The following is a 24930-nucleotide window of genomic DNA, read 5'->3' on the forward strand; positions in this document are numbered from 1 at the left end:
CAGCACATCAGACAAAAACAGAGAAATCATCAACGGGCCGCCTTGTCCCACAGTAAGCGGGTATCGAGCATGCGGGCCGACATCATGGTCAGCACCACCACACCGGCAAAGGCGGTGGCCCCCGGGCCTGCGCGAACACTCAGCAGCACACCCCGATCGACCAGTGCCACCATCAGCGAAATCACGAACAAGTCCAGCATTGACCAGCGACCGATAAAATCGATCACCCGATACATCACCAGCTGGCGCTTGCGCCGCACCGGTTTGGCCCGCTGCAACTGCCAGCAGATCCAGCCCAGCCCCAATATTTTTCCCACCGGCACCAGTATGCTGGCGGTGAGGACAATGGTGGCAATCCCGCTCATTTTGCTGCGATAGAGCATCATGATACCGCTGAAGATGGTATCTGACTGCAGTAACCCCTTGTTGTAGAAATGGGTAATGGGCAACAGATTGGCAGGCAGCAACATGAAGGTGGCGAGCGCCAGCAAGCCCCACGACCAGGCGAGGGAGCGGGGAATGCGCACCTGCAATTTGCTGCTGCAACGGGGGCAGACTGCCCCGGTTTGATAGCGCACCAGCAAACCACAGGTATGGCAGCGGCAGAGCCCCATCTCACGGGCGCTGGTCATGTTCCGGCTCCTTTAACGGGATCCTCGCCCAGTAGGGGGCGGGGTCAAACAGGATCAGCAGGGTCATGTTGAGCAGCATCAGAATACCGAGGCTGAGCAAGCCGCCACCGAGGCGCACATCGGCGATGTCGATCAGTTTGAACAGGGCAACCAGCAGGCTGACGATATAGACCTCCAGCATGGCCCAGTGGCGAAACACCTCGACCAGCTTCAAGGTGACGGGAAGAATGTGCCAACGTTTGGCCAGACCCGAAGCCAGCGCAAAGATCCCCGCCAATAACCCCACCGGCGCCAACACGGCGCACCAGAGCACCAGGCTGGCTACCCACCATTCACCTTCGCCAAACAGTACCAGGATACCGCGCAGCAGGTCGGCGTCGGTGTTGACCCCCGCCAGCCGCAGATAGATCAGCGGCTCAAAAAATGCGGAGGGCAGCAGCAGAAATCCGGTGATGGTCAGGGCCATCAACTGGGAGGGACGAAAGGCATAACGGCCATAGAGATGCTGGTGACATCGCGGGCAGTGGGCATGGCGACGCAGCGGCAGCGCTTTGCGCTGGATCAGCAAGTCGCACGCCGGACAGACAATCACGGAACCGGGCTCCATCATACAATTCAACCTGTTGAAGGAATTGGTGAAATTTACCCTAAAACCGGTTTCCTGTCTTGCCTGCGGCCGGAATGTTACGAAAGTATAATTGACGTTAACGTAAACGTGATATTAGATAGCCAGACTAGACAGGTGAAAGGAGTCATGATGTCCAGTTTGCCCCCCTCGGCAGGCCTGCGCTTTCGCACCGCCCTTGCCAATGAACATCCCCTGCAGATCGTCGGCACCATCAATGCCTATATGGCGCTGATGGCCGAACGCAGCGGTTTTCAAGCTCTTTATCTCTCCGGCGCCGGAGTGGCCAATGCCTCCTACGGCTTGCCGGATCTCGGCATGACCTCACTCAACGACGTGCTGATCGATGCCGAGCGGATCACTGCTGCCACCCGAGTGCCGCTACTGGTCGATATCGATACCGGCTGGGGCGGGGCATTCAATATCGCCCGCACCATTCGCGCGTTCGAGCGGGCCGGGGTTGCCGCCGTGCACATGGAAGATCAGGTGGCCCAAAAGCGCTGTGGTCATCGTCCCAACAAGGCGGTGGTCACGCTTGAGGAGATGTGCGATCGCATCAAGGCCGCAGTGGATGCCCGTGAGAATAGCGAGTTCGTCATCATGGCCCGCACCGATGCACTGGCGGTGGAGGGGATGGAGTCTGCTCTTGAACGCACCGCTGCCTATGTGGCCGCCGGGGCCGACATGATCTTCGCCGAGGCGGTGACCGAGCTTGCCCAGTACGACCAGTTCAAGCAGGCGGCCAAAGTGCCGATCCTCGCCAACATGACCGAGTTCGGCAAAACCGAGCTGTTTGACAAAGAGCTACTGGCCGCCCACGGGGTCGACATGGTGCTCTACCCCTTGAGTGCCAACCGGGCCGCCAATCAGGCCGCCCTCAACGTCTATCACCATATTCGCCAGGATGGCCATCAACGGGCCGTCGTGGAGACCATGCAGACCCGGGAGTCGCTCTACGACTTCCTCGGATATCACAACTACGAGCAGACACTGGATCGTCTGTTTACAGCCAAGGAATAGGAGGCAGCTTATGGGACAGCAAAAACCGTTGGGTGGGGCAGGTCTGCGCGGGCAGAGTGCGGGGGAGACCAGTATCTGCACAGTAGGCAAGAGTGGCACCGGTCTTACTTATCGCGGCTATGACATCAAGGAGCTGGCCGATAGCGCCCAGTTCGAAGAGGTCGCCTATCTGCTGCTCAAGGGGGAGTTGCCCGGTGAGCAGCAGCTTGACGCCTACAAGCGCGAGCTGCGCCGCCTGCGCAGCTTGCCTCAGCCGCTGCTGGAAGTGCTGGAGCGGATTCCCGCCGATGCCCATCCCATGGATGTGCTGCGCACCGGCTGCTCCATGCTTGGCGATCTGGAGCCGGAAGATGGTTTCGAACATGAGCATGAAGTGGCGGATCGGCTGCTGGCCGCCTTTCCGGGCATTCTGATCTACTGGTACAAGTTCAGTCACGAGGGCGTTCGCATCGCCCTCGACAGCGACGAGGAGTGTATCGGTGGCCACTTTCTGGCGCTGCTGCACCAGAAGGCACCGAGCGAGCTGGAGCGGCGGGTGATGCATGTCTCTCTCATCCTCTACGCCGAGCATGAGTTCAACGCCTCCACCTTTGCGGCGCGGGTCTGCGCCTCAACCCTTTCCGACATGTTTTCCTGCATCACCGCCGCCATCGGTACCCTGCGTGGCCCACTGCACGGTGGCGCCAACGAGGCGGCCATGGCGATGATCGAACATTGGCAAGATGAAACGCAGGCAAGGCGCGAACTGCTGGCCAAGCTGGCGGCCAAGGAGAAGATCATGGGTTTTGGCCACGCCATCTACCGCACTTCTGATCCGCGCAACGTCATCATCAAGGAGTGGTCGGCCAAGCTTGCCGAGGCGGTGGGGGATGATCGCCTCTATCGCGTCTCCTGCGAGGCGGAGAAGGTGATGTGGGAGGAGAAAGAGCTCTTTCCCAACGCCGACTTCTTCCATGCCAGCGCCTATCACTACATGGGGATCCCGACCAAGCTGTTCACCCCCATCTTCGTCTGCTCGCGGGTCACCGGCTGGTGCGCCCACGTGATGGAGCAACGCGAACACAACCGGATCATCCGCCCGAGCGCCGATTATGTCGGCCCGGCCCCCCGTCACTTTGTCTCCCTACAACAACGATAAGGAAATCACGATGTCCGCCAACGTCGACGTCAACCACCGACCAGACCCCGATCAGGTGCTGGTCGATATTGCCGATTATGTCTGCCACCACCCCATTACCAGCCAGGCGGCCCTCGACACCGCCCGCTACTGCCTGATGGACACCCTTGGCTGTGGCCTGCTGGCCCTGCGCTTTCCGGAGTGCACCAAACACCTTGGCCCCATAGTCCCCGGTACACTGGTACCCCATGGTGCCCGGGTGCCCGGCACCCAGCTCTGCCTCGACCCCGTCAAGGCAGCCTGGGATATCGGCGCCATCATCCGCTGGCTCGATTACAACGACACCTGGCTGGCCGCCGAGTGGGGTCACCCCTCCGACAATCTGGGCGGTATTCTCGCCACCGCCGACTGGCTCTCCCGTACTCGCGTCGCCGATGGCAAGGCACCGCTCACCATGGCCGATGTGCTGGTGGCCATGGTCAAAGCCCACGAAATTCAGGGGGTGCTGGCGCTGGAGAACTCCTTCAACCGGGTTGGCCTCGATCACGTGGTGCTGGTCAAGGTCGCCAGCACCGCCGTGGTGACTCACATGCTGGGTGGCACCCGTGATCAGGTGATCGATGCGGTCTCCCAGGCCTGGGTCGATGGCCAGAGCCTGCGTACCTACCGCCATGCCCCGAATGCGGGGTCGCGCAAAAGCTGGGCGGCGGGGGATGCCACCTCCCGCGCGGTGCGCCTCGCCCTTATCACCATGAGCGGCGAGATGGGCTATCCCGGCGTACTGAGCGCCCCCAAGTGGGGTTTCTACGATGTGCTGTTCAAGGGCAACCAGTTCGCCCTGCATCAGGGATACGGCAGCTATGTGATGGAGAACGTGCTGTTCAAGATCTCCTATCCCGCCGAGTTTCACGCCCAGACTGCGGTGGAGTGCGCCATGAAGCTGCACGCTCAGGTGAAGGGGCGGCTCGACGAGATAGACCGTATCGAACTTACTACCCATGAGTCGGCCATTCGCATCATCAGCAAGGTCGGCTCCCTCAATAACCCGGCCGATCGGGATCACTGCCTGCAGTACATGGTGGCAGTGCCGCTCATCTTCGGTCGCCTCATTGCCGAGGATTACGAGGATGATGTTGCCGCCGATCCCCGCATCGACGCGCTACGCGGCAAGATGGTGGTGCAGGAGGACAAGCGTTACAGCCGTGAATATCTGGAGGCGGACAAGCGCTCCATTGCCAACGCCATCCAGATCTTCTTCAAGGACGGCACTCACACCGCCAAAGTGGAGGTGGAGTATCCGGTCGGCCATCGTCGCCGTCGGGAGGAGGGGATCCCGCTGCTGGTGGAGAAATTCCAGCACAATCTGGCCACCCGCTTCCCGGCCAAACGGGTCAGCGACATTCTGGCCCTCTGTCAGGATGGGCCGCGCCTTGCCGCCACCCCAGTGCACGCCTTTATGGATCTGCTGGTGATCTGATCGCTCTTGCATTGGCCAACATATCGGCAAACAGTGATAAACGAAAAGCGGGCTCATCGGCCCGCTTTGTTATTCCGGCGGCTGATCCCTCGATAAGCCTCACCCCAGCGCACTGCTGTCGCCGTTAAAAAGCGCCGTCATGATGGCCGTCTCGCGACTGGCGATGGTTTCGAGAAACTCGTTGGCACGCCCCATCTGATGACACACCTGATAGCCGCGTTCGACAAAGGAGAAAAGCTCGCCCAGCCCCGCCAGATGGGCGGGCCCTGACACCAGCTTGAGGGTCGCCCCCAGCAGCGGTTTTCTCGCCAGCCTGTCCAGCATCATGCCAAGCTCGCTCACCAACGCAATCTGATGTTCCCGGCGCGCCTGTTCACCTACGGCACGATAGGCGATGGTGTAGTGGTCTGGCGTGATGGGATCAATACCATCAATGCGCCGCAGCGCCACCACCATCAGGTAGTCCAGCTCTTCGGAGAGGGCATCGAGCTCGATCGCTTGGGCCAGCACCTTGAGGCCGGACTCCGGCAACAGCCGCTCGGCGGTCGGCATCACCCGCATTACGTCCGCATCGCGGCGGGCACAATCCCCCGGGCCATAGAGATCGGTCAGGAAAAACTCGGCGGCAGGGCCGTAGCGGTCACTCTCCAGCAGATCACGATGGGTTCGCCCCAACCGGTCGGCCTGCCACTGGCGTAGCCGATCCCGATCCTGCTGATCTTCCGGGTGGGCACGCATCTGCTCGCGCAAGGCTGCAACCCGCTTGAGCTGGCGGTATAGCCGACCCAGGGTGCTATCGTCGTCGTGGGCATGTTCTTGATGCGTCATCTACAGCTCTCTGGCCTTGGGCCCATTGATGGGGATTGGGTGATACGAAGATACAAGTGAATGAAAAACAAGCAGCTTTTACTGACCGTTCCGTGACAAGTGTAGCGCGCACGAGGGAGGGAATAAATGCCATGCCCCGCTGATGGCCTGCATCCCTCTCGACTCTGTTAAGTGAGTCCCATTTATGTGAACCATCCTTTCATTTGTTGTGAACATGTGTTTAATATCAATAACTAACTTATGACCCAGAGTAACGACCATGTTCTTCAACTCGCTCGCTGGCAGCAACGCACTATCTACCATCCAGATCAGCCGTCAGCATCCGCTGGGACTGGCCGCCGCCCGGCTCGCGGCCGAAGCCATCGCTGCGGACATGAGCGAGAGCTATCAACTCGATTGCGAATGGGCAGATGAAGAGGAGACCGAGCTACACTTTCGCGGCTCAGGGGTACATGGCACTCTCACCCTGGACGAAGATACCCTGGAACTGGAAGTGCATCTTGGTTTGATGCTGTTACCGGTACGCAGCGTACTGGAGCAAGAGATCCTCGATTATGTCGACAATCGCTTACCTTGCCCCAAACGTGTTTGAAACTTTTCGTTGTACTGGCTTTAAATAAACCAGCTGTAAACGATGGCTGTTTGAAATAAGTTGGCAAGCCATATGGTTTGTCAGATTTATTATTCGGCGAGGTCTCGATTCTATTTTGTAAGTAATCTTTCATCTTTATTTCATATTTCGAGTCGGCACTCATTAATGTCATTCTGATTGCATCAATCCTTCATCCGGATATGAGGGAAGGAGCAATTTGCCGCCTCGGTAAATTCATTTTGTAGGGAAACAACCATGCCACTGAGTGAATTTATCTCCTGCGTCGATACCGCCTGGTTACGCATGGACAGACCCAACAACCTGATGCAGATCATCGGTGTCCTGATGTTTGAAGGAGAGCTTGATGAAGCGCGTCTGCGGGCCGGATTACGCCATACCATTTCGGTGCAACCCCGCTTCCACCAGCGGGCCGTGCTGGAGGGGGGCTCCTACTACTGGCGTCATGATCCCGATTTCGATCTCGATCAGCACCTCAAGCGAGTGATCCTGCCGGGTGAAGCGGGCAAGCTGGAGCTGGAGAAGCTGGTGGCCGATCTCGCCTCGACGCCGCTCAACCACCAGCGCCCCCTGTGGGATATGCACCTCACCGACACTTCGCTGGGTGGGCAAGCGCTGGTGGTGCGCATTCACCACGCCATGGGCGACGGCTTCTCGCTGGTGCGGGCCATGCTGACCATGATGGATAACACCCCGGAAGGGGCGCCGCGACAACCGTCACCGGAGCCACTGGATGACAGCGATGACGAGGATGAGGAGGATTGCCACCAGGGCAGCCGTCTGGTGCGGGCCGGTCTCAAGCTGACCGGTAGCCTCTGGTCCAAATATGTCGAAGTGGTCACCCATCCCACCAAGGCGGTGGATTACCTCAAGACCGGGCGGGATGTGGCGAGCGAGCTGTGCAATATCGCCACCCTCGGTGATGACTCCCCCTGCCGCCTGCGGGGCAAGACCACCAGCACCAAGCGGGTGGCCTGGTCGGAGCAAATTGATCTGCCGGATATCAAGGCCGTGGGCAAGGTGCTGGGCTGCTCGGTCAACGATCTGCTGATCGCCGCCACCGCAGGGGCGTTTCGCCACTACCTGCAGGAGAAGGGGGATGATGCCAACAAGGTCAAGATCCGCGCCCTGGTGCCAGTCAATATGCGAGCACCGGACGATGAGGGGGCACTTGGCAACCGCTTCGGGCTGGTGGCCTTGGACTTGCCACTGGATGTTGAACACCCGTTGCAGCGGCTCTATACCGTGCGTGACCGGATGCAGGCGCTACGCACCTCGCTGCAACCCGTGGTGGTGCTCAACTTGTTACATGCCCTTGGCATGGCCCCCAATGCGGTGCAACAGCAGGCCGTCGAGCTGCTCACAGCCAAAGCCAGTGCCGTGATCACCAACGTGCCCGGTCCGCAGCAGACCCTCTATCTGGCTGGAGCAAAATTGCGTCAGCCGCTGTTCTGGGTGCCGCAATCGGGAGATATCGGCGTCGGCGTCTCCATCCTCTCTTACGATCACAAGGTGCAGCTGGGCCTTATCACCGACAAGAAGCTGGTACCGGATCCGGATCGGGTGGTCGAGCGGTTTGCGGTGGAGTTCGAGCAACTGCTGTTGCTGGTTCTGATGGAACCGGAGCTGCTGTTTGACCCCAACGGACTGGATGCGCTGCTCGGTTGAGTGTGCACTTGAGCGACCGGTGACGACGTAACCAACCGGTCAGCTCCCATAATAAAAGAGGCCAACCCGCGGGTTGGCCTCTTGCTTTACTACCTCTTAGTGGCAGGAGTGGCGGTTAATCCTCCAACTCTTCCCGCGCCGCCTCCACATCGAGGCGTTCCATGGCATCCATCGGTTCGCACTCGGCCGCTTCGGCATAGAGGGCTTCGGCCGCTTTCAGGTGGCTCTTGCCGTGCAGCATCACCTGAGCGTTGGCGTACTCCATGCGGGCGATAGCCGAGTCGGGGATCAGCGCCAGCGCCTCCTTGAAGTGACGCTCGGACTCCTCCTTCTTGGCGCCATAGGTGAGGCCGCCGATCATGGCCCCCAACTTGTCGACGATCTCCGCGTGCCAGGCGCCAAAGGCAATATGGGCCTCGGCGTGATCGGGCGCCAGCTCCAGCGCCTTCTCAAGGCTTGCCTTGATCTTGTCGCCAATTCCTTGCGAGAGGGCCTTGGAGATGGAAATGACCTGACTGTAGCGACCGAGTGCCAGCGCGTGGAAATACCAGGCGTTGGCGTTCTTGGGCTGGCGTTTTTGCAGCTTCTCGGCATGGCTGGCCGCCCGCTCGAAGGCGGCGCGCTTGGCATACTTGTCCTCCAGCAGGTAGCTGGCGTGGATCACCAGCGCTTTGTTCGCCACATTGAGGCCCTCCTCACCGGCCGCTTCGCCAAGGGCGACGGCCCGGGCAAAATCCCCGGCATGATAGGCCCGCCAGGCATCCTGTACCTGTTCATCCTCGGGCCAGGGTTCGGCATCCCCCTGATGGAGACGATCCCAGTTGTCCGCCAGCTTCTGGCCGGCATAGTCATAGGCCGCATCCGCGTAGGGGAAGGGGACAAATTCGAGTTGTGAAGTGGTCATGCTTGTTCTCCCTGTAGCATGTGAATCAAACCTTGTCGGTGTAGTGATGGGCGAGGGCGCCCAGATGAGCGCGGGCATCGGCCCGCAAATAGGGTGCGACCAGCTGCATCACCTGAAAGACGCCAAGGGCAATATCGGCGTCCGCCTTGGGGTGCAGTGCCCGCTGATAAGAGATCCAGAATGTGCCGACCAGCGCCACATTGGCCGCCAGCGTGCGCATCTGTTGCGCCGTGCCCTCCATCAGCCCAGCCGTTTGCAGATGGTTGCAAATGGCGATGGCGGTCTGCTCCTTGCGGCGCAGCAGGGCGGAAAAGCGCTGTTCCACCTGATGATAACCACTCATCAGGGTCGCGATATCGTAGTAGAGGAAACGGTACTGCCAGATGGCTTCAAACATCAGGTGGAGAAAGAGCCAGATATCTTCTGGCTCATCGGACGGGGTGCTGACCGCCTCCAGCAGGCGATCCATTTGCTGTTCAAATTCGCAGAACAGGGCGTTGACGATCTCCTCCTTGTTGTGGAAGTGGTAGTAGAGATTGCCCTGGCTGATCTCCATCTCGGCCGCAATGGCCGAGGTGGTGACGCTGGGTTCCCCTTGTCGATTGAAGCAGGCGAGGGCAGTGGTCAGGATCCGCTCCCGGGTACGACGTTTGGGTTTGCGATCCATGCTACTCCTTTGGTGATGAACGACGCACGCCGTGGCGATAGCGTTTGGCAAGCCAGTGCTGCAACTGCTCCAGCGACTTGTCGAGGGCGGCGACCGAACCAATGCCGGGGGCCAGCAGGGTGCGATCTTCATCGGCTAGCGCGGCCAGATTGAGCTCGAGGCCATGCTTGGCCAGCACCGGCGCCAGCTCGTCACGACGCAGCCAGAGATCGCGGCGGGTATGCTGGTAAGCGTGCTCGCAGAGACGGCGGCGATCCCGGTAACTGAACACATTGGTGAAGAACATCTCGCCATCGGCAGAAGAGGGCTCAAACAGCAGGGCGTCGGCGTCGGGATATTGGTGTTTGTAGCGATCCATCCCCACATGCATGCGGGAGTGGATGATGGCGCGAAAGGTCTGGGCCAGTACCACCGGCAGACCGCTGTCCACCAGATTGGTCGGCGCACCGGCGGCCATGTCCGCATCATAGGGCACCAGCGGATTGATGCAGAACACCAGATCCGCCCCCTCTTCCAGCGCTACCGAAGCGTGCAGAGTCTTGATCAGCGCCCCGTCCACATAGTAACGACCGTTGATCAAGGAGGGCGGAAAGAGACCGGGCAGGGCGGCTGACGCCTGTACCGCCGCCGAGATGGGCACATCATCGAGCCCCGGGCTACCGAAGGCGACCGGATGGCCGGTATCGAGCTCGGTAGCGACCACAAACAGTCGGCTGCGCAGCTGGCGGAAATCGTTGCTGCGGCCGGGACGAGAGAAAAACTGGGTCAGGGTGCGATCCACCCCGCGGTTGTCAAACAGTCCGGTCGGAATGGCCTTGGAGAGTCCCTGCAGCGATTCAAACAGGCTTCGCTTCCAGGGCGCCGCCAGATAGTAGGTCAGGCTCTGCCACGCCAGTGGCGGGATCGAGGTCAGGCGGTCGGCATATTCACGAAAAGCGGGTCGCAGCAAGGTGGCCGGGTCAAACATCTCCCCCGAATCATCGCTGAGCAGGATCCGCACCAGCTTTGCCGGCGAGATGCCGTTGGCCAGCGCTGACGCCACCACGGCCCCCGAACTGACGCCAACATAAATATCGGCATGGTCAAGGCGCAAGCCGTTGATGCTGTCAGAGAGGGCTGCGCAGGCACCGATCTCGTAGATGCCGCCGAGCGGCCCGCCGCCAGCAAGGGCAATTGCGATGGTACTCATAGCGTCGCCTCTCTATCCATGACATTCACCATGACAAGACCGGCCCAGCGCAGGGCATGGGCCGGTATCAATCACCTTCCGTCACCGCGAGGGATCAGGGCAGGACGCTCTCTGCTTTGGCCTTCACCTCTTTCACCGCATCTTCAGCGGCGGAAAGGAGATCAGCGGCCTGCTCAACCACGGCCTCTTTGGCCTTGGCTACCGGAGCCTTCTTTACCGGAGGCTTGCGGGCAACGGGCTTTTTGGCGGCAGCCGGTTTGGCTTCAGCGGCAGGGGCCTCCTCTTCCTGCGCATCCAGCAGTTGCTGGACCACGTCGGTCAGCTCGGCCATGCGCTTGGAGAGCTTGTCGATATCCTTGCGGGTCGGAATGCCGAGGCTGGCAACAGCGCGGGCCACGCGATCTTCAAACACCTGCTCCAGACGGCCCCAGGTATTGGCGGTCTTGTCGGTCACAGCGGCAATCTTCTCATCTGCGCTCTGACGGGTTTTGGCCTGCAATGCTTCCCCTTCCTGCACCAGGGCTTCAAAGATCTTGCCACCCTCTTCCTGCGCCTTGGCATAGGCGCCCAGACCGGCCAACCAGATCTGCTGGGTAGACTCCTTGATGGTGGAGGTGAGTTGGTTGTCGGTCACTGACCCTGCCAGCGCTTTCAATTTCTTAGCCATGATCTTCTCCTTGAATAACGACTGTTAAATGTAATGGCGACAACGAAACTGCAATCGGGTTGTGGCATTACTGATTTTTCAACTCCAGTCTAGGGACAAAAAATAGAGGGTTCTACCTAATAACGGAACAGGCACACCACCGAAATTAGGGTTTGCTCACGAACCGACAATCAAATTGCGGATTCCCATATGAATCGTGATATATCTAACAACCTAGTAACACCCTAATCAGTAGCAGGATTCTCTTTATGAACTATTTCATTACTGGCGGTAGTGGTTTTATCGGGCGTCGATTGATCAAAAAGTTATTCCAACAGCATCCCGACTGTACCGTCTATTTTCTGATGCGCGCCTCTCATCAGGAGAAATTGTCAGAGTTGTTCTCATTCTGGAATATGGATGAATCGCGCGCAGTCCCTGTTTTTGGCGACATGACGCAACCGCTGCTGGGGGTATCGGCCGAGATGCAGGAGCAGTTGATCGGCAAGATCGACCACTTCTTCCATCTGGCGGCCATCTATGACCTCAACGCCAAGGCAGGGATCCAGCAGCAGGTCAACACCGAAGGGACCCGTCAGGCTGTTCAACTTGCCGAGCGGCTGGGGGCGGGGCAGTTCCACCACTGCAGCTCCATCGCTGCTGCGGGCCTGTTTGACGGTCTGTTTCGCGAGGACATGTTCGATGAGGCCGAGCACCTCGACATGCCTTACTTTCAGACCAAGCACGAAGCGGAAGGGATTGTGCGAAACGAGTGCACAGTTCCGTGGCGAGTCTATCGACCGGGGATCGTCGTCGGTGACTCCAATACCGGCGAGATGGACAAGATCGACGGCCCTTACTACTTCTTCAAGACCATCCAGAAGCTGCGCCGTCTGCTGCCGCCCTGGATGCCGGCCATTGGGGTGGAAGGGGGCCGTATCAATATCGTGCCGGTCAACTTCGTGGTCGATGCCATGGTGCATATCGCCCATCAGGAGGGAGAGGAGAACAAAACCTTCCACCTGACCGACCCCAACCCGATGCGGGTCGGCGACATGCTGAGCACCTTCTCCCGCGCCGCCCATGCGCCAGAGCCTGCGATCCGCATCAACGCCTCTCTCTTTAACTTCATTCCCCGCCACCTGACCGCCATGCTGATGACCATGGCGCCGGTGCGCCGCATCCGCGATGCTGCCATCGCCGATCTGGGTCTGCCCAAGGATGTGTTCCGTCTTATCAGCTATCCCACCCGTTTCGACAGTCGCGAAACCCAGCGGGTACTGAAAGGCACCGGCATCGAAGTACCGCCGCTGCACAGCTACGCCTGGCGGCTGTGGGATTACTGGGAGCGCCACCTTGACCCCGAGCTCTTTATCGATCGCTCCCTGCGTGGTCGGGTAGAGGGCAAGGTAGTGCTGGTGACCGGAGCCACCTCCGGCATTGGTCGTGCCACCGCACGCAAGCTGGCGGGGGCGGGGGCCAACGTCGTTACCATCGCCCGCGACGAGCAGAAGATTGCCGAGACTAAAGCCGAGTTTGCCGAGCTGGGGCTGACCATCGAGATCTATCAGGGGGATCTCTCCAATCTGGCGCAGGCCGAGGAGATCACCGCTCGCATCGTGGCCGATCACGGCGGCGTCGATATTCTGGTCAACAATGCCGGCCGCTCCATCCGCCGCTCCATCGAGGACTCCTTCGATCGCTTCCACGATCTGGAGCGCACCATGCAACTCAACTACTTTGGTGCGCTCAAGGTGATCATGGGGGTACTGCCCACCATGATCGAGAAGAAAAAAGGGCACATCATCAACATCTCCTCCATCGGGGTGTTGACCAATGCGCCGCGCTTCTCCGCCTATGTTGCCTCCAAGTCGGCCCTCGATGCCTGGGTGCGTACCGCCGCCTCCGAGTTTGCCGACAAGGGGGTCAGCTTCTCCATCATCAATATGCCGCTGGTGAAAACGCCGATGGTCGCGCCGACCAAGGTCTATGAGCAGGTACCTATGATGACGCCGGAAGAGGCGGCCGATCTGGTGTGCGATACCATCATCAACAAGCATGTGCGACTGGCCACACGCCTCGGGGTATTTGGCCAGGTGGTTCACGCTCTGGCACCGCGGGTTGCCCAGGTGATCATGAACACCAGCTTCCGCACCTTTGCCGATCCCAAGGATGGCGACAAGTCCAAGGCGACCGCCGATCAGGTTGCCGTCTCGACCCTGATCAAGGGGATACACTTCTAACCGGATGATGGGATAAAGAGATCAACAGGGGCCTGAGCAATCAGGCCCCTGTTTTATTTGGAATAACAGTTGAAGGACGAATAAGGAGGGTCAGACTCGGGACAGCAGATCAAGCAGCAGATCTGTCGTGCGACGGGAGTAGAGCAGAGAGAGATGGCCAATGGCGGGCAACTCGATATCTTCCATTCCCGCCAATCGTTGCCGCTCCTGCGGCATCACCACATTGTCGTGACTGGTGCGCACCGAGATGCCGGGTACGCAGAGAGGAACCGAGGCGAAACGCTGCAACCAGCCGGAACCGGGCTCCATCTCGCGGGCATTGGCCCCAAGCCCAAGGGCGGCAAGCTGACTGCCCTGATGAGGCGTAGCCAGCGTGATCAGGCGCGCGACCTTGTCACCACCATGGATAGCCAGATAGTCGCGGCAGACCAGCCCGCCCATACTGTGACCGACCAGCACCAGCTTGTCAGCCCCGGTCTGCGCCAGCACATCGTCAATCCGGGTGGCCAGTAGCGGCACCATCTCATCGATATGACCAAATGGTGGCATCAGGGTAATGGTGGCGACCACATGGCCTGCGGCTTCCAATCGGGCGCGCTGGGTGCGCCAGATCCCGCGACTGCAACCGTAACCATGCACCAGCAATACGGGGCGCTGGCATGGACGCAGCCGATCGGGTGCCATCAGCAAAGGCTCGAACGGTAACAACAAGGTGAAAGTGTAAAGGTAGGCCAGCATCTCCTGCGTCATCATCTTCACCCTGCGCCAGGGGCCGATAGCCGGGGAGGGGTAGAAGCGGGTAAACAGCCAGCTACCGAGCACCACCAGACAACGCAACCCAAGCAGGGCAAACACGACAAACAGCAGGGTCAGCAACCAGGGAAGTCCCACGACCAAGTGGGCGATACTCCCGAGGAGCAGCACCTCTACCATCAGCAGGATAAACAGGTGTCGTACGATCGTCATATGGCCATGATCCGACCAGTCAGGCGTGGAAGTCAAATGGCACTTTGAGACAGCTTGATCCAGCTCGGCTTTTGTCGCTAAACCCTGGCGAACTCTTTTCCGGTGAGGTTATTTGCAATACTGTATATCCATACATATACTCTATCCATCATCACCAAGAGGAGGCCATCATGGCTGTCGAGATCAAATATGTGGTTGTTCGTGGGGGAGTGGAAAAAATGACCTTTGCCAGCAAAAAAGAGGCCGATGCCTATGACAAGCTGCTGGATACGGCCGACGAGTTGATGACCCTGTTGGCTGGCGCCCCGCTCGAGCTGGCCCCAGAGCAGCAAGAGAGTCTGGCATTCTACCTGGCAGAGCAGCGCGATGTGCTGCAAACCCTGCTGCGCGGCGGCAAGGTTCAGGCAGGCACGAAAGAGGAAGAGACTCCAGCAGCCAAGCGCAAGGAGAAGCCACTCAAACAGGTGGCCTGATTGCACAGACCTGCTATTTCTCGGGATAAACAGCTCGCGACATTCACTTTATTTGCATTTAAAACCATTTTTACGGCTATTTACCCCGAGAATTTTTTAACAACGGTGCATATCGAATGCATAACTGAATAGCGTGCACCACTGAGCGACATCAGCCAAGTCTATGAGGAAATAATTAAGCAAACGGTGGAGAGAACGTTATCCAGATCGCTCCCGGTGACCTTAATCAGCAACAAGAGGCAGTACCAATCCCAATAGAAGCCGCTTCATCTATCACGAGCCCTTTTCTATCAACTCGGCTCACAGGCTCATATCGACTCATCTCAGCATCAACAAGCAACACCATGACTCAACAACCATTATCCTTGCCGCCAGCCATGCCGCTGTTTGACAGCCTTATCTATCTGGAGGCCGGTAACCCACAGGTCAATCAGTACCTTGCCAACCTCAGCCTCAACGATGTGCCCGATGCCGGTCTGGTTTACGAACTGGCGGTCGATTGGCTGCTGGAGCAGCGCAACAGCGAAAACAACTACAAAACCTATCGCAGCGAACTGACCACTTTTTTGCACTGGTGCTTTCGCGAGGCGGCCATCAGCCCGAAAGATCTCACTCGCCGCATCATGATCCGCTATCTCGACTACTGTCAGTCGCCCCCTGACGAGTTGATCGCCTATCGCAACGTGGCGCAGTTTATTCTCGACAAGGAGTGGGGAGAGCGGTTGCCTAATCCGCAATGGCGACCGTTTCTCGGCAAGCGGGAGCTGGGCCGCACCTTGCCCTATCGTCTTAGCGAGCAGGCGATGAAGACCAAGCTCGCCATCCTGTCGGCCTTCTTCCAGTTCCTGATCCAGGAGGAGTACATGGACAGGAATCCCGCTCTGCTGCTGCAGCGGGTCAAACGGCCGCAACAGCAGGAAGCCGATGATCAGGTGCAGGCCTTCAGCGAGTTGCAGTGGTCATACGTGATGCAAGCTGCCGATACCCTTGCCAACGACCATCCGGAGCAGCACGAGCGCAGCCGTTTTCTCACCATTCTGATGTACGCCTGCTATCTGCGGATCTCTGAAGTTGCAGCCCGGCCGGGCTTTACCCCTGTGATGGGGCAGTTCAGGCGGGATCGTAAAACCGGCGTCTGGGGCTACTTTATTCCGCAAAGCAAGGGGGGCAAACGGCGTACCGTGGCGGTATCCCAAGCGCTGTTGGCGGCACTCGAACGCTACCGCCGCTTCCTCGGTCTCTCTCCCTTTCCGACACCGGATGAACAAACGCCACTGTTCGTTCGCCATAAAGCGGCAGCCCACGGCCGCGAGCAGGGCGAGTTAAACGCCAATCTAGGTATTCGCCAGTTACGGGATTTGATCATGGTGATCATCGGTAAAGGCGCAGAATTGGCAGAGCAGGATGGATTTGTCCAGGATGCGGCCGAAATGCGGCAACTCTCTCCCCATGCAATCCGCCATACCGGGATCACCCATGACATCAATCTGCACGGGCGGCCGCTCTCCCACGTACAAGCCGATGCAGGACATGACAGCATCGACACCACTTCGAAATACCTGCACACCAGCAACAGTGAACGACATGAGAGCGCCCAGCAAAAGCCGCTGGACCGATTGAACCAACAAGTGAGAGATAACGCTCACAAAAGCTAACGAACAACGTGACATGACCCTGATTTGTATTGACTGCTCTTAGAACACAGAATGGCTTGTTTGGGATGTCATAGAAGTTGGCGCGGCAATGTTGTACTTCTCTGGATGGCAATCGGTTCAGGAAATATTTTTGGCTCACATGGATGATTCAGAACAGGCACCTTGCCATCTGTGGCATACATATTTATCGCATAACAGAGAAGCAAAAAACGAAATTGCTTGCTGAAACACCGAGACCACCTGATGCCGAAAGCTAAGTAACATGCCGGAAGCAATCATATTCGGTTTGAACTGCGCCTTGTTATCACACTTGCATATCCAGTCATCATTGGTGATATTGATGTTAATATTAACGAGAGGCCAAGGAGCGGATATGCAAGTGGCAGTGGTGGAAAAGACCTTCAGGATCGTTGGCAAAGGGTCGCTCATGGCCCAGTTCACCTTTATCTCTTCAGGCACACTGCATATCTGGTTTCCGGATGTGGGCCTGCAGATGGAGGCCCACTGCAAAGAGTTGCGTATCGAAGATTGCACCATTATCTATACCAATGGCCTCCATCACGGCCAGCCCAGAGCACTCTGGTCCTTAACCCTCCATCCCGATGATATGAACGAGCTCAAACGCATATTGCAGCAGTTCAACAGCAACCTCTACTTGACCTGCCAGCCACCCACATTGGCCATCGCCAAACGTGCCTTGAATATGAATTGACCCGACTTCCAAAAAAGTCGCAATCATGCCAGCCACAACAATAAGCCGTGAGGATTAAGGGGAGGGGAATCTATCGCGATAGTCGGCATTTTTATGGCTGTTTTACAAGAAGGAGTATCAATATTTCCAGAGAGAGACCTCTCAAGTAAGGGACAGATATTTCTAAGAATATTCATTGTAATAACGAAGGTTATAACTGTGAAAATCAAACATAACGTTCAATAAGTGAGGGGAATTCCGCACAACTTATTGATTTAATAGTGGACTCTTGTCTCAAAATGGGACATTTCGGTGATGTGGGGCAGGGCGGTTGACTGTGTTATTCTGTTGTCGCTGCAAGAGCATCAGCAGGAGGAATCAACCAGATATTGTCTTTCTGCTTTGGGCAGTCAGATCGCTGGAGGTCTGTATGCAGCCTCGATCCTGATCGATTTCCGAACCTTTAAGCTAAGGAAAAGCTGCGGGCTACTGCTTTCAATAAGCCTTGTTATCTCTCACAATGATGCCGATAACCCCATTTATCGGCATCGGCTGAAAAGGTCAGGCATGTCCGAACATCAAAAAGATCCATTGATTCAGCTGCTGGAATTGTCCATGGCAGATATAGAACAGGGGCTCACTTACAGCCTGTCTGAAGCTCAGCGCAGTTCTAGATCAGAGCCGTCAAATTCACGTGACTTGAATGGTTTCTTTGATACCGAACCGGCATCCCCAGATTTCCTGACTGAGCGCGAGGATGTCATCACAATGCGTGGACCAGACTAGGAAGAAAATCCGTCAGAAGCGGCTCCTGATGAGTAATTCTTTATTGTTCAGTTGATTTCGGTGACTTGTCGGATGCATCCCAATCTCAACCGATTTCGTCAGGATCGACCTTGGCCAGTAGCTCCGGCAGATAATTCTGACGCTCTAAACCCACATCGGTTCCCCAATCTGTTTCACCTAGTGACGTGGCATTGGGGTCACACTGAGCCAACAGTCAGTTCTTCCAGCGTGTAGCGCGGCTGACCATTCAGTTTTACGCGAGCACGTTCTACATAATCCAACGCAACTTTCAGCAGCGCCGGATCACCATCTTCAAGAGCTGCTTGCAGATAGGCAACCATGTCGACCTCGGTGGCCAAGCCGTCAGCCACATCAAAACGGCTCCATTGCTCAGGTTTCTTCATTCTGTCCTCCTGCATCCGTCATTGCGCATAATGCGAGCATTATGTTGAGGGTTTGCAGCACTTGTGCTGACGGGGGTTGGTAGAACGTGGGCCGCGAAGCGGCATCGTTATACCAATTCCCGCCCGTAACATAATGTCTATTATGCGTCAGTTGCATCCTTTCTCTCCGCACCCACCACTAGGCGTCATTGTCTATCTCCATCACGTTCTGTGAGAAAAAATAGAAAAAGGCCTAGATCGCGCGAAAAAATTTCCATTAGAATCCCCTGCGAAATCAAATGACTCCATCAAACTTGCCGGTGCGTCCGACTCTGTGAGAGAAAAATGAAAGGGAATTTTATTGTTGCTTCTGTGTTGGCCGTAACCACCTTGTCCGGGTGCGCTACTCTCCCTTCGGATCCAGGGCAATTCTATGTGCAAGACAAAAACATGAGCTATGCAGGGAACGTAGGGGCATATGCAGGGTATTACGGTGTACTCAAGGATAATAACTACAGCAAGAGCTTAGATACCCTTACTACAACAACCAGCAATGTACTGCTTCTGTCATCAGATATGGGGGCAACTCTGGGCGGTGGCATGGGGCTGGCGTTGGGATTTATGTCTGGATTGACAGCCCTATATCCTCTGAATATCTCCGATGTCTGGACTGCCCGGCTCAATCCAGGCGAGAAATACGACGATCAAGCAACGGCATTACGGGTTTTGAAATCAAGCTACCAAGTGCTTGATGTGACACATTTCAGTGCGAAGAGTCATGCCAGTTATGACAGGCCATTCATGGCAAAAGGTACGCTCAACGATGTGGTCTGCGAGGGTACGATTCTTCAGGGCTTCGACTATGTGTGTGCGGATCCTGCATTTCCAAAGAATAAGTTTTATATAGCTGCTGTCCGACCTGCAAATGGGATGGAATTCAGTGATATTTTGAGCATTCAAAAGGGTAACTATGGTGTTTATCTGATAGATGCTCCGAACACCGTTGAAATCAAATCTGATACCACTGACCATGTATTCCAGTTCCGTAACGGCGCTTATGTCGTCGGTCACACCAAAACTGTTTTGCCGCGTGTAGCCCCCCGTGAGGATGGCAAGCGCTTGGTGTTCATCGACGGTAAGGCAACCCTGATCTGATAAATTTGCGGTATCTCTTACACCAGGGCGGGCATCATGGATGCCTGCCTTTATTTTTTTTGGTAACAGTTACCATAAATGGTGTTATTCTATTTTGGTCACCGTTACCAGAATGGATATCCGATGCGCGACCCTAACGACACCCAAACCCATGACCTGCTCCCTACACCCCGCCGCCGTGGCCGCCCCAGCACCGGAACGGCACTGACCCCAGCCCAGAAACAGGCCAGATACCGCCAACGCCAACGGGCCCGCAGCGTCACTGTGACGTTTGACAGAGCGGCCATCGATGCGCTCGACACCCACATTCGCGCCATCGTGGCCGGTCTCGATGCCCCCATCCCCCCAGAGCACGCGGCCTCTATCCTGGAATCGATCCGGGCCGCCACCCTAGCGCAGCTGGCACCGTTGGCGGAATCATGAACGAGCAGATCTCTAGCCGGGAGGAGTATGAGCAGGCGCTGGCGCTGATGGATGCGCTGGTTGATGACTATGACGCCAATCAGCAGTTGATAGAGCAGTTGTCCATTAGCATCGAGCACTGGGAGGAGCGGGCAGAGGAGTTCGCCGAGTTCAACCGGGCGGTTACCGGTAAGTCAGAGCCCTGATTTTGCCGTCCGCACAGGTGGTCATCTGTGCGACCACCTACGCCGGTCGGCCTGCCCAGCGGCAGAGAGCGCGACCCCGTAGGGGGCGGTTTTGTTGTTGTGTGTCGGTCGGTCTGGGGGAGGGTGGTTGGGTCGGGTGGGAGTACTGTAATCTCCCACCCAATTCTCACCGCGATAAATTCGATGTCATTTGAGGCTCTTCTTTTGGCCTGTTTTGGGGTCTGTTTTCACCTGTAAAAATTCGTTGTGTTCCGTCTGACCCTGTGGCAGGATGATCGAGTCCCGTATTTTTATGCGGGGCGGTCAGTTCGAGACACGTTCGTGTCTCAATCCAATCCTTCGGGATAAGACGCCTTCGGGCAATGCACCCTCCGGGGTAATGAAAATTGTTTTCTGGTTCGGCCTTGGCGCCGAGGCCGAATTTTTCATTATTCGCATTGCAGGCAGGCGCATGAACTCCGTATCACAGCACACCACCGATCACGATAGCCTCGAGGCGCTTTTGGCGTCGTTCGGGCCGTTCTGCGATTTCCTGCAACTCGATTTTGTTTTCCCCTGGGATGCCCGTTTTTGCGTCGGCGCCTCCGATGCGGTCGAGTCTGATGGCATCGTCTCCCTCTCCACCGAAAAATCGTTCGACCTCGACCTGAAAAAATTGGCGCTTTTGGTGCCTGACCTGCGCCTGTGCGCAGAGGTCCAACCCCAGCCGGATGGTACGTTTACCGCTGACGATCTGCGCACGCCGTTTGAATCTGTTGAATCACACCTAGGATCGATGGCGGTCAAAATCTATAACCGGGGCAATTCCCGGCTCGGTCGCGATCCTTACGTATCCGTGAAGCTAAATCCCACAAAGTTGACCTACGGCTGCAACGCATATAGCGACATTCGCACCCTCGCCCAGGCTCTGCCGATCGCGCTGAGCGCGTTTGTCCGCGCCTGCCCTGAACTCGCCGCGCTGGTCGACGTGGCCGGTGCCCGGGTAATGCGGATCGACTCCACCTCCGGAGTGCAGTGCGCCACCGTGGCCGATGTCGGGGCCATGCTCGACCGGGTTGGCCACGTGCAGATCGGCCACGTCCACGCTGCTGGCACAATGGATCACTACGCCGATGCCGAGCAGAAAATCCGCCAAAAATGCGGCACCAGCGTCTATTTCAACGCCACCTCCGAGCACCAGCGCGGCGTCTGTTACCCAAAGGGCCCCGAGGCCCGCGAGGAACTGAAGCGCGTGACTGCCGAGGCCCGTCGCGACCCCAGCAACGTCGCCCTGGCTGCCCGGGTCGAGGCCCTGTCTGACCCCGCCTACCAGAGCTACTGCGAAAAACTCTTACGTTTTGAGGCCCGCAGTATGCGTCGGGGCATCCTCGGCCAGCTCGAGCGGCTCGGCATCGTTGACTGGGATGGCACAGCCGTCGATCTCATCCGCTGCGAGCATCAGCTCTCGGCCCTTGGTACATCACTCACACACAGCCTCTGGGCACACGTCTGGCGCCCGGTTTTATCTGCACTCTGGGGAGATCCCACCATGTCGCTCGCAAACGAGACCGAGCTCGAGCAAAAACTCGCCGACTATTACGAACAAAATTTTACTGGCCGAGCCCGTTCTATGGGCCTGCGCCGGGCCCTGTGTCACCTGCGGGCGATCATCGATCGCGGCTGGGTTGCGGCAAAAAAATCGCCGCCAGCCAGTCAGGCCAGCTGGTATCGCACCGTCGCTGAGCTGATCGACGCCGGGATCTCCCGTGCAGCCCTCCAGTCTTGTGAGGGGACGGCTGAGAGCCGCCTCGCCGCTGGTGTCGTGGTGTCCATCCGCTCCGTGCTCGAGGTCCAAGCCGTCAACACGGCCCCGACATGGTTCAAACCAGCTGACCTGTCTCGCTGGATGGATGACAGCGACCTAATGCAGGTCCCTTTCCGTCACCGCCTCGCCGTGGGCGACGGTCTGGTTGCCTGCGTTGGCACCGACGACGGCCTCTGCGGTCCGGTCGATACCCGACCCGACACCGACGCCGAGATCCGAGCGTTCCTCGACCGCTCAGCCGGCCACGGCCTGGGCTCCCACGCTGGTCTGTTCCCGCCCGAGGTCGACTGGGATCTGATCGTTGTCCAGTCCGATGTGGCCGATCTCCGTGTTCCCGCCGTACCCCGCCATCCGCAGCTACGGCTGGTGTGAGGGGTTTTTATGGCACCAATTTTAGTAACTGTTACCAAAAAGGACTGATTCAGATGAACGATAAAACGCAACCTACTGTCGGCGCATCCGGCCTGTACCTGGTCGGCGAGATCGCCGGGGTAAAGCAGGACTCATTCCGCAACGGGGAGCAGCAGATCATCCGACACACCGTCGGCGTTCGGATCACCACGGTCGACGCCTATGGCGGTGAGACCAGTGAGCTGGTCGAGGTCAGGCTGCCGCAGGCCGCCGTCGATGCAGGTCTGCCGCGTCAGCTCGATGGGCTGCGCGGTCAGATCCTCAGTCTGCCTGTCTGGGTGCAGCCCTACACCGGAAAACGCGGGGCAGGGCACGCGTTGATGCTGGACTCTAAACAGAAAATTTTGGGGCTCTAGGTATGCACACGACCACTGTCACCGGCGTGCTGGCCGGCGTTAAAAATGCACCGGATTTTGCCGTTATCGTGCGCACAGCAGAGGGCGACGTCGATGTGATCATCCCGCCGCTAGCACTGCAACTCCTGCCCGATCCCGTGGCCCATTTTGAGCGGCTGGTCGGGGAAAAGATGGGGTTTTACGTCGTGCCGGGGCACGAGATCGATGGCGCTCGCGTGCTGGACACACAGTACCGGGATCCGGAGGCGCAGAGCTGATGCTGGCAGAGAGACGGCTGGCCACAACACCGATTCTGGGGGTCTGACAGACAATGGATCTGCTCCCCGATATTACCCCCGCGCAGGCGGTCGAACTGGTGCAGGCCATCGGCCTGCTCTGGGCCACTGCGTGGGTCCTACGTCAACTGCGGAAAATAATCCGCTAAATCACAACCTATGAGGAGTTTTTTATGGATCTTACATCCATCACCACGGCGATCACCGGCGCTGTCACTCAGATCACCACGATCGGGCTGGCCTGTCTGTCCGTGTACGTCACGATCCGCACGTTCACCTGGGTGCGCGGAGCGTTTAAGTAAGGAACTAGGGGGGCCGCAGCCCCCCTCTTTATATCGGAGGCCAACAGTATGGGGAGTGAATGGTGGCTGTACATATCAGCAGTAATCGGAGCCTTTTGGCTGCTCTACCACTGATCGCGCTCACTGCACCGGTGCACGCGGATGTGGTCGAGTTGTTCCCTGGGGCGGGCACAGTTCGGGTGGCCAACGGCACCACTGGGCGGATCGTTGGTGTCACCAGCATCGACCGAACAGCCCGAACCGTCGGCGCCGTTATCGATGCTCGGGACCGATTCGGGAACGCGGTCAGGGTTAACCGCGTTTTACGGGTCGTGCCTGACGCCCTGGCGCGGTTCGGTCGCACCTGCCTGTCACCTGCGGGGGCAGCTCGCTGTGCGGCGGTCGGCGCCATCACCGCCGCAGCCGCCTACGCCGGGTACGATCTGATCAACGGCTGGTTACAGCGGCCATCGACCGCTACTGGGGAATGCCCCCGTGACTGGGTTTTTCTGCCTGGCCCCGATGGCACACGCGTCAAAACGCTCCAGGGGTTGCCCTGTATCGAGAAAAAAACCGGCTATTGGGTCCTCAAAACTGCTGGCCCCAGTGGCGCAGCGGACAGCTGGCGTACACCGGACATCCCACCCAGTGTCCAGCGCGGGATCTTCTACACCACCTGGGGCGACCTCAATAACCCGCAGCCTGGCGACCTGTGGAACTACAAACGTAACTGGGCCCGCGGGGAACAACAGGTCGAGCCGGAAAACGGCGGTGAAATTTCCGATGCCGAATTTGCCGATATGGTCCTGTCTAACCCTGCCGCGATACAGATCAGTCCAGGGCTATATCCCGACATTTTTGAGCCAGTCATCGTCGATGAGACGGCCCCAAATCCGGGCGAGGGGACTAAACCCAACCCGGATCCGGACCCCGAGGCTCAGACCGATCTGGCCTCGATGGCCGATGTGCCCAGGGATGTGATCGACGTGCGCCGTTTTTACGACTGGGGGAGCGGCTGGTTACCCCGCCAGTGCCCAGCGCCCACGGTTGTCCCAGTCATGGGGCAAAATTTTTCCATCGACTACACGACCCTGTGCGGGCTGATCGAGAGCGCTGTCGCCCCAGTTATGCGACTGCTTTCGCTGTTTGGGTTCCTATCGATCTTGATCGTCGGAGTGGGGAGGCCTAGCTGATGTGGGGTGCATTTGGGACACTAATGGCCGGAAATTTCGTGGCCAGAATTCTGCTCGCGCTGGGTGTTGCTGTCGTGTCCTATCAGGGACTAGACGCCATTCTGTCGCTGGCTACCTCGGAGATCCGAGCGTTGGTCACCGGGCTTCCTGCAACGGCGCTGGGGCTGATGGGGCTGGCCCGCATCGATCTGTGCATCAACCTGATCCTGTCCGCCTATGCCGCACGATTGGCCATGGCGGCGCTGACCACGATGCGTGTGAGGTAAC

General features: G+C 58.0%; 28 protein-coding genes. 19 read left to right on the plus strand and 9 right to left on the minus strand.

All coding sequences use genetic code 11. The annotated features are described in order from the left end of the window. Nucleotides 1–29 precede the first annotated feature (29 nt). The gene (locus tag ACTG2W_RS02215; protein ID WP_058057039.1) at nucleotides 30–632 is read right to left on the minus strand and encodes a paraquat-inducible protein A; all 603 of its coding nucleotides are present in this window, start codon (nucleotides 630–632) and stop codon (nucleotides 30–32) included. Next, nucleotides 616–1242 (minus strand): paraquat-inducible protein A, encoded by a 627-nt coding sequence (locus tag ACTG2W_RS02220; protein WP_005333129.1) that lies wholly within the window; start codon nucleotides 1240–1242, stop codon nucleotides 616–618. The genes ACTG2W_RS02215 and ACTG2W_RS02220 overlap by 17 nt, the downstream gene beginning before the upstream one ends. A 147-nt stretch (nucleotides 1243–1389) precedes the next feature. Here ACTG2W_RS02220 and prpB point away from each other — a divergent pair, with 147 nt between their 5' ends. The 3 genes from prpB to ACTG2W_RS02235 are packed head-to-tail and all read left to right on the plus strand — an operon-like array spanning nucleotide 1390 to nucleotide 4871. Continuing rightward, entirely contained in the window at nucleotides 1390–2277 is an 888-nt protein-coding gene (gene prpB, locus ACTG2W_RS02225; protein WP_440016026.1) for a methylisocitrate lyase, read from the plus strand. A 10-nt stretch (nucleotides 2278–2287) separates the two neighbouring features. Further along, nucleotides 2288–3415 (plus strand): bifunctional 2-methylcitrate synthase/citrate synthase, encoded by a 1128-nt coding sequence (gene prpC / locus ACTG2W_RS02230; protein WP_323968378.1) that lies wholly within the window; start codon nucleotides 2288–2290, stop codon nucleotides 3413–3415. Between the two features lie 10 nt (nucleotides 3416–3425). Continuing rightward, a complete protein-coding gene (locus ACTG2W_RS02235) occupies nucleotides 3426–4871 on the plus strand; it encodes a bifunctional 2-methylcitrate dehydratase/aconitate hydratase (RefSeq protein ID WP_323968377.1) in 1446 nt (481 codons plus the stop codon). A gap of 99 nt (nucleotides 4872–4970) precedes the next feature. Here ACTG2W_RS02235 and ACTG2W_RS02240 read toward each other — a convergent pair whose 3' ends face one another. Then, nucleotides 4971–5699, minus strand: coding sequence for an FFLEELY motif protein (locus ACTG2W_RS02240; RefSeq protein WP_323968376.1), 729 nt, complete (start codon nucleotides 5697–5699; stop codon nucleotides 4971–4973). Between the two features lie 259 nt (nucleotides 5700–5958). Here ACTG2W_RS02240 and ACTG2W_RS02245 point away from each other — a divergent pair, with 259 nt between their 5' ends. Together ACTG2W_RS02245 and ACTG2W_RS02250 are read left to right on the plus strand one after the other, a co-directional pair. Next, complete coding sequence (locus tag ACTG2W_RS02245) at nucleotides 5959–6291, plus strand: polyhydroxyalkanoic acid system family protein (RefSeq protein WP_440016027.1); 333 nt, start codon at nucleotides 5959–5961, stop codon at nucleotides 6289–6291. Nucleotides 6292–6546: 255 nt separating this feature from the next. After that, nucleotides 6547–7977 carry a wax ester/triacylglycerol synthase family O-acyltransferase gene (locus ACTG2W_RS02250; protein WP_440016028.1) on the plus strand — a complete coding sequence of 477 codons (1431 nt, stop codon included), beginning with the start codon at nucleotides 6547–6549 and terminating at the stop codon, nucleotides 7975–7977. 115 nt (nucleotides 7978–8092) lie between these two features. On the opposite strand, the gene ACTG2W_RS02255 is transcribed toward ACTG2W_RS02250, so the two are convergent. The 4 genes from ACTG2W_RS02255 to ACTG2W_RS02270 form a co-directional block, all read right to left on the minus strand. Continuing rightward, nucleotides 8093–8881 (minus strand): hypothetical protein, encoded by a 789-nt coding sequence (locus ACTG2W_RS02255; protein WP_440016029.1) that lies wholly within the window; start codon nucleotides 8879–8881, stop codon nucleotides 8093–8095. A 25-nt stretch (nucleotides 8882–8906) separates the two neighbouring features. Further along, nucleotides 8907–9548, minus strand: a complete 642-nt coding sequence (locus tag ACTG2W_RS02260) for a TetR/AcrR family transcriptional regulator (protein ID WP_040065536.1) — start codon at nucleotides 9546–9548, stop codon at nucleotides 8907–8909. A gap of 1 nt (nucleotide 9549) precedes the next feature. Further along, nucleotides 9550–10737, minus strand: a complete 1188-nt coding sequence (locus ACTG2W_RS02265; protein ID WP_100645869.1) for a patatin-like phospholipase family protein — start codon at nucleotides 10735–10737, stop codon at nucleotides 9550–9552. Between the two features lie 94 nt (nucleotides 10738–10831). Further along, nucleotides 10832–11404 carry a phasin family protein gene (locus ACTG2W_RS02270; protein WP_139462516.1) on the minus strand — a complete coding sequence of 191 codons (573 nt, stop codon included), beginning with the start codon at nucleotides 11402–11404 and terminating at the stop codon, nucleotides 10832–10834. A 248-nt stretch (nucleotides 11405–11652) separates the two neighbouring features. Between ACTG2W_RS02270 and ACTG2W_RS02275 the strand changes: the two genes are divergently transcribed. Further along, on the plus strand, nucleotides 11653–13626 hold the full coding sequence (locus ACTG2W_RS02275) for an SDR family oxidoreductase (RefSeq protein ID WP_421211029.1): 1974 nt from the start codon (nucleotides 11653–11655) through the stop codon (nucleotides 13624–13626). A 90-nt stretch (nucleotides 13627–13716) separates the two neighbouring features. On the opposite strand, the gene ACTG2W_RS02280 is transcribed toward ACTG2W_RS02275, so the two are convergent. Then, nucleotides 13717–14592, minus strand: a complete 876-nt coding sequence (locus ACTG2W_RS02280) for an esterase/lipase family protein (protein WP_106843707.1) — start codon at nucleotides 14590–14592, stop codon at nucleotides 13717–13719. Between the two features lie 170 nt (nucleotides 14593–14762). Between ACTG2W_RS02280 and ACTG2W_RS02285 the strand changes: the two genes are divergently transcribed. The 4 genes from ACTG2W_RS02285 (at nucleotide 14763) to ACTG2W_RS02300 (ending at nucleotide 18197) form a co-directional block, all read left to right on the plus strand. Further along, nucleotides 14763–15065, plus strand: coding sequence for a YebG family protein (locus ACTG2W_RS02285; protein ID WP_106843708.1), 303 nt, complete (start codon nucleotides 14763–14765; stop codon nucleotides 15063–15065). Between the two features lie 377 nt (nucleotides 15066–15442). Then, the gene (locus tag ACTG2W_RS02290) at nucleotides 15443–16720 is read left to right on the plus strand and encodes a tyrosine-type recombinase/integrase (protein ID WP_181281636.1); all 1278 of its coding nucleotides are present in this window, start codon (nucleotides 15443–15445) and stop codon (nucleotides 16718–16720) included. A gap of 373 nt (nucleotides 16721–17093) precedes the next feature. Continuing rightward, nucleotides 17094–17432 carry a hypothetical protein gene (locus tag ACTG2W_RS02295; RefSeq protein WP_005333109.1) on the plus strand — a complete coding sequence of 113 codons (339 nt, stop codon included), beginning with the start codon at nucleotides 17094–17096 and terminating at the stop codon, nucleotides 17430–17432. A gap of 327 nt (nucleotides 17433–17759) precedes the next feature. After that, a complete protein-coding gene (locus ACTG2W_RS02300; RefSeq protein WP_440016030.1) occupies nucleotides 17760–18197 on the plus strand; it encodes a hypothetical protein in 438 nt (145 codons plus the stop codon). A 197-nt stretch (nucleotides 18198–18394) separates the two neighbouring features. On the opposite strand, the gene ACTG2W_RS02305 is transcribed toward ACTG2W_RS02300, so the two are convergent. Continuing rightward, nucleotides 18395–18601, minus strand: coding sequence for a helix-turn-helix domain-containing transcriptional regulator (locus ACTG2W_RS02305; protein WP_235657021.1), 207 nt, complete (start codon nucleotides 18599–18601; stop codon nucleotides 18395–18397). A 324-nt stretch (nucleotides 18602–18925) separates the two neighbouring features. Between ACTG2W_RS02305 and ACTG2W_RS02310 the strand changes: the two genes are divergently transcribed. The 9 genes from ACTG2W_RS02310 (at nucleotide 18926) to ACTG2W_RS02350 (ending at nucleotide 24929) form a co-directional block, all read left to right on the plus strand. Continuing rightward, nucleotides 18926–19735, plus strand: a complete 810-nt coding sequence (locus ACTG2W_RS02310) for a hypothetical protein (RefSeq protein ID WP_106843710.1) — start codon at nucleotides 18926–18928, stop codon at nucleotides 19733–19735. Nucleotides 19736–19858: 123 nt separating this feature from the next. Next, nucleotides 19859–20158 (plus strand): hypothetical protein, encoded by a 300-nt coding sequence (locus ACTG2W_RS02315; RefSeq protein WP_106843711.1) that lies wholly within the window; start codon nucleotides 19859–19861, stop codon nucleotides 20156–20158. Beyond that, nucleotides 20155–20343 (plus strand): hypothetical protein, encoded by a 189-nt coding sequence (locus ACTG2W_RS02320; RefSeq protein ID WP_106843712.1) that lies wholly within the window; start codon nucleotides 20155–20157, stop codon nucleotides 20341–20343. Before ACTG2W_RS02315 ends, ACTG2W_RS02320 begins: the two co-directional genes overlap by 4 nt. Before the next feature lie 271 nt (nucleotides 20344–20614). After that, the gene (locus ACTG2W_RS02325) at nucleotides 20615–22519 is read left to right on the plus strand and encodes a phage/plasmid replication protein, II/X family (protein WP_106843713.1); all 1905 of its coding nucleotides are present in this window, start codon (nucleotides 20615–20617) and stop codon (nucleotides 22517–22519) included. 53 nt (nucleotides 22520–22572) lie between these two features. After that, complete coding sequence (locus tag ACTG2W_RS02330; protein WP_106843714.1) at nucleotides 22573–22914, plus strand: DNA-binding protein; 342 nt, start codon at nucleotides 22573–22575, stop codon at nucleotides 22912–22914. Between the two features lie 2 nt (nucleotides 22915–22916). After that, nucleotides 22917–23171 carry a hypothetical protein gene (locus ACTG2W_RS02335; RefSeq protein WP_106843715.1) on the plus strand — a complete coding sequence of 85 codons (255 nt, stop codon included), beginning with the start codon at nucleotides 22917–22919 and terminating at the stop codon, nucleotides 23169–23171. 191 nt (nucleotides 23172–23362) lie between these two features. Further along, the gene (locus ACTG2W_RS02340; protein WP_005333101.1) at nucleotides 23363–23491 is read left to right on the plus strand and encodes a major capsid protein; all 129 of its coding nucleotides are present in this window, start codon (nucleotides 23363–23365) and stop codon (nucleotides 23489–23491) included. A 62-nt stretch (nucleotides 23492–23553) separates the two neighbouring features. After that, the gene (locus tag ACTG2W_RS02345; protein WP_146142127.1) at nucleotides 23554–24663 is read left to right on the plus strand and encodes a hypothetical protein; all 1110 of its coding nucleotides are present in this window, start codon (nucleotides 23554–23556) and stop codon (nucleotides 24661–24663) included. Continuing rightward, on the plus strand, nucleotides 24663–24929 hold the full coding sequence (locus tag ACTG2W_RS02350; protein WP_106843717.1) for a DUF2523 family protein: 267 nt from the start codon (nucleotides 24663–24665) through the stop codon (nucleotides 24927–24929). Before ACTG2W_RS02345 ends, ACTG2W_RS02350 begins: the two co-directional genes overlap by 1 nt. The last annotated feature ends 1 nt before the right edge of the window (nucleotide 24930 follow it).

The sequence above is a fragment of the Aeromonas sp. 96A genome (assembly GCF_051919165.1).
GTDB classification, from domain to species: Bacteria; Pseudomonadota; Gammaproteobacteria; order Enterobacterales; family Aeromonadaceae; genus Aeromonas; species Aeromonas veronii.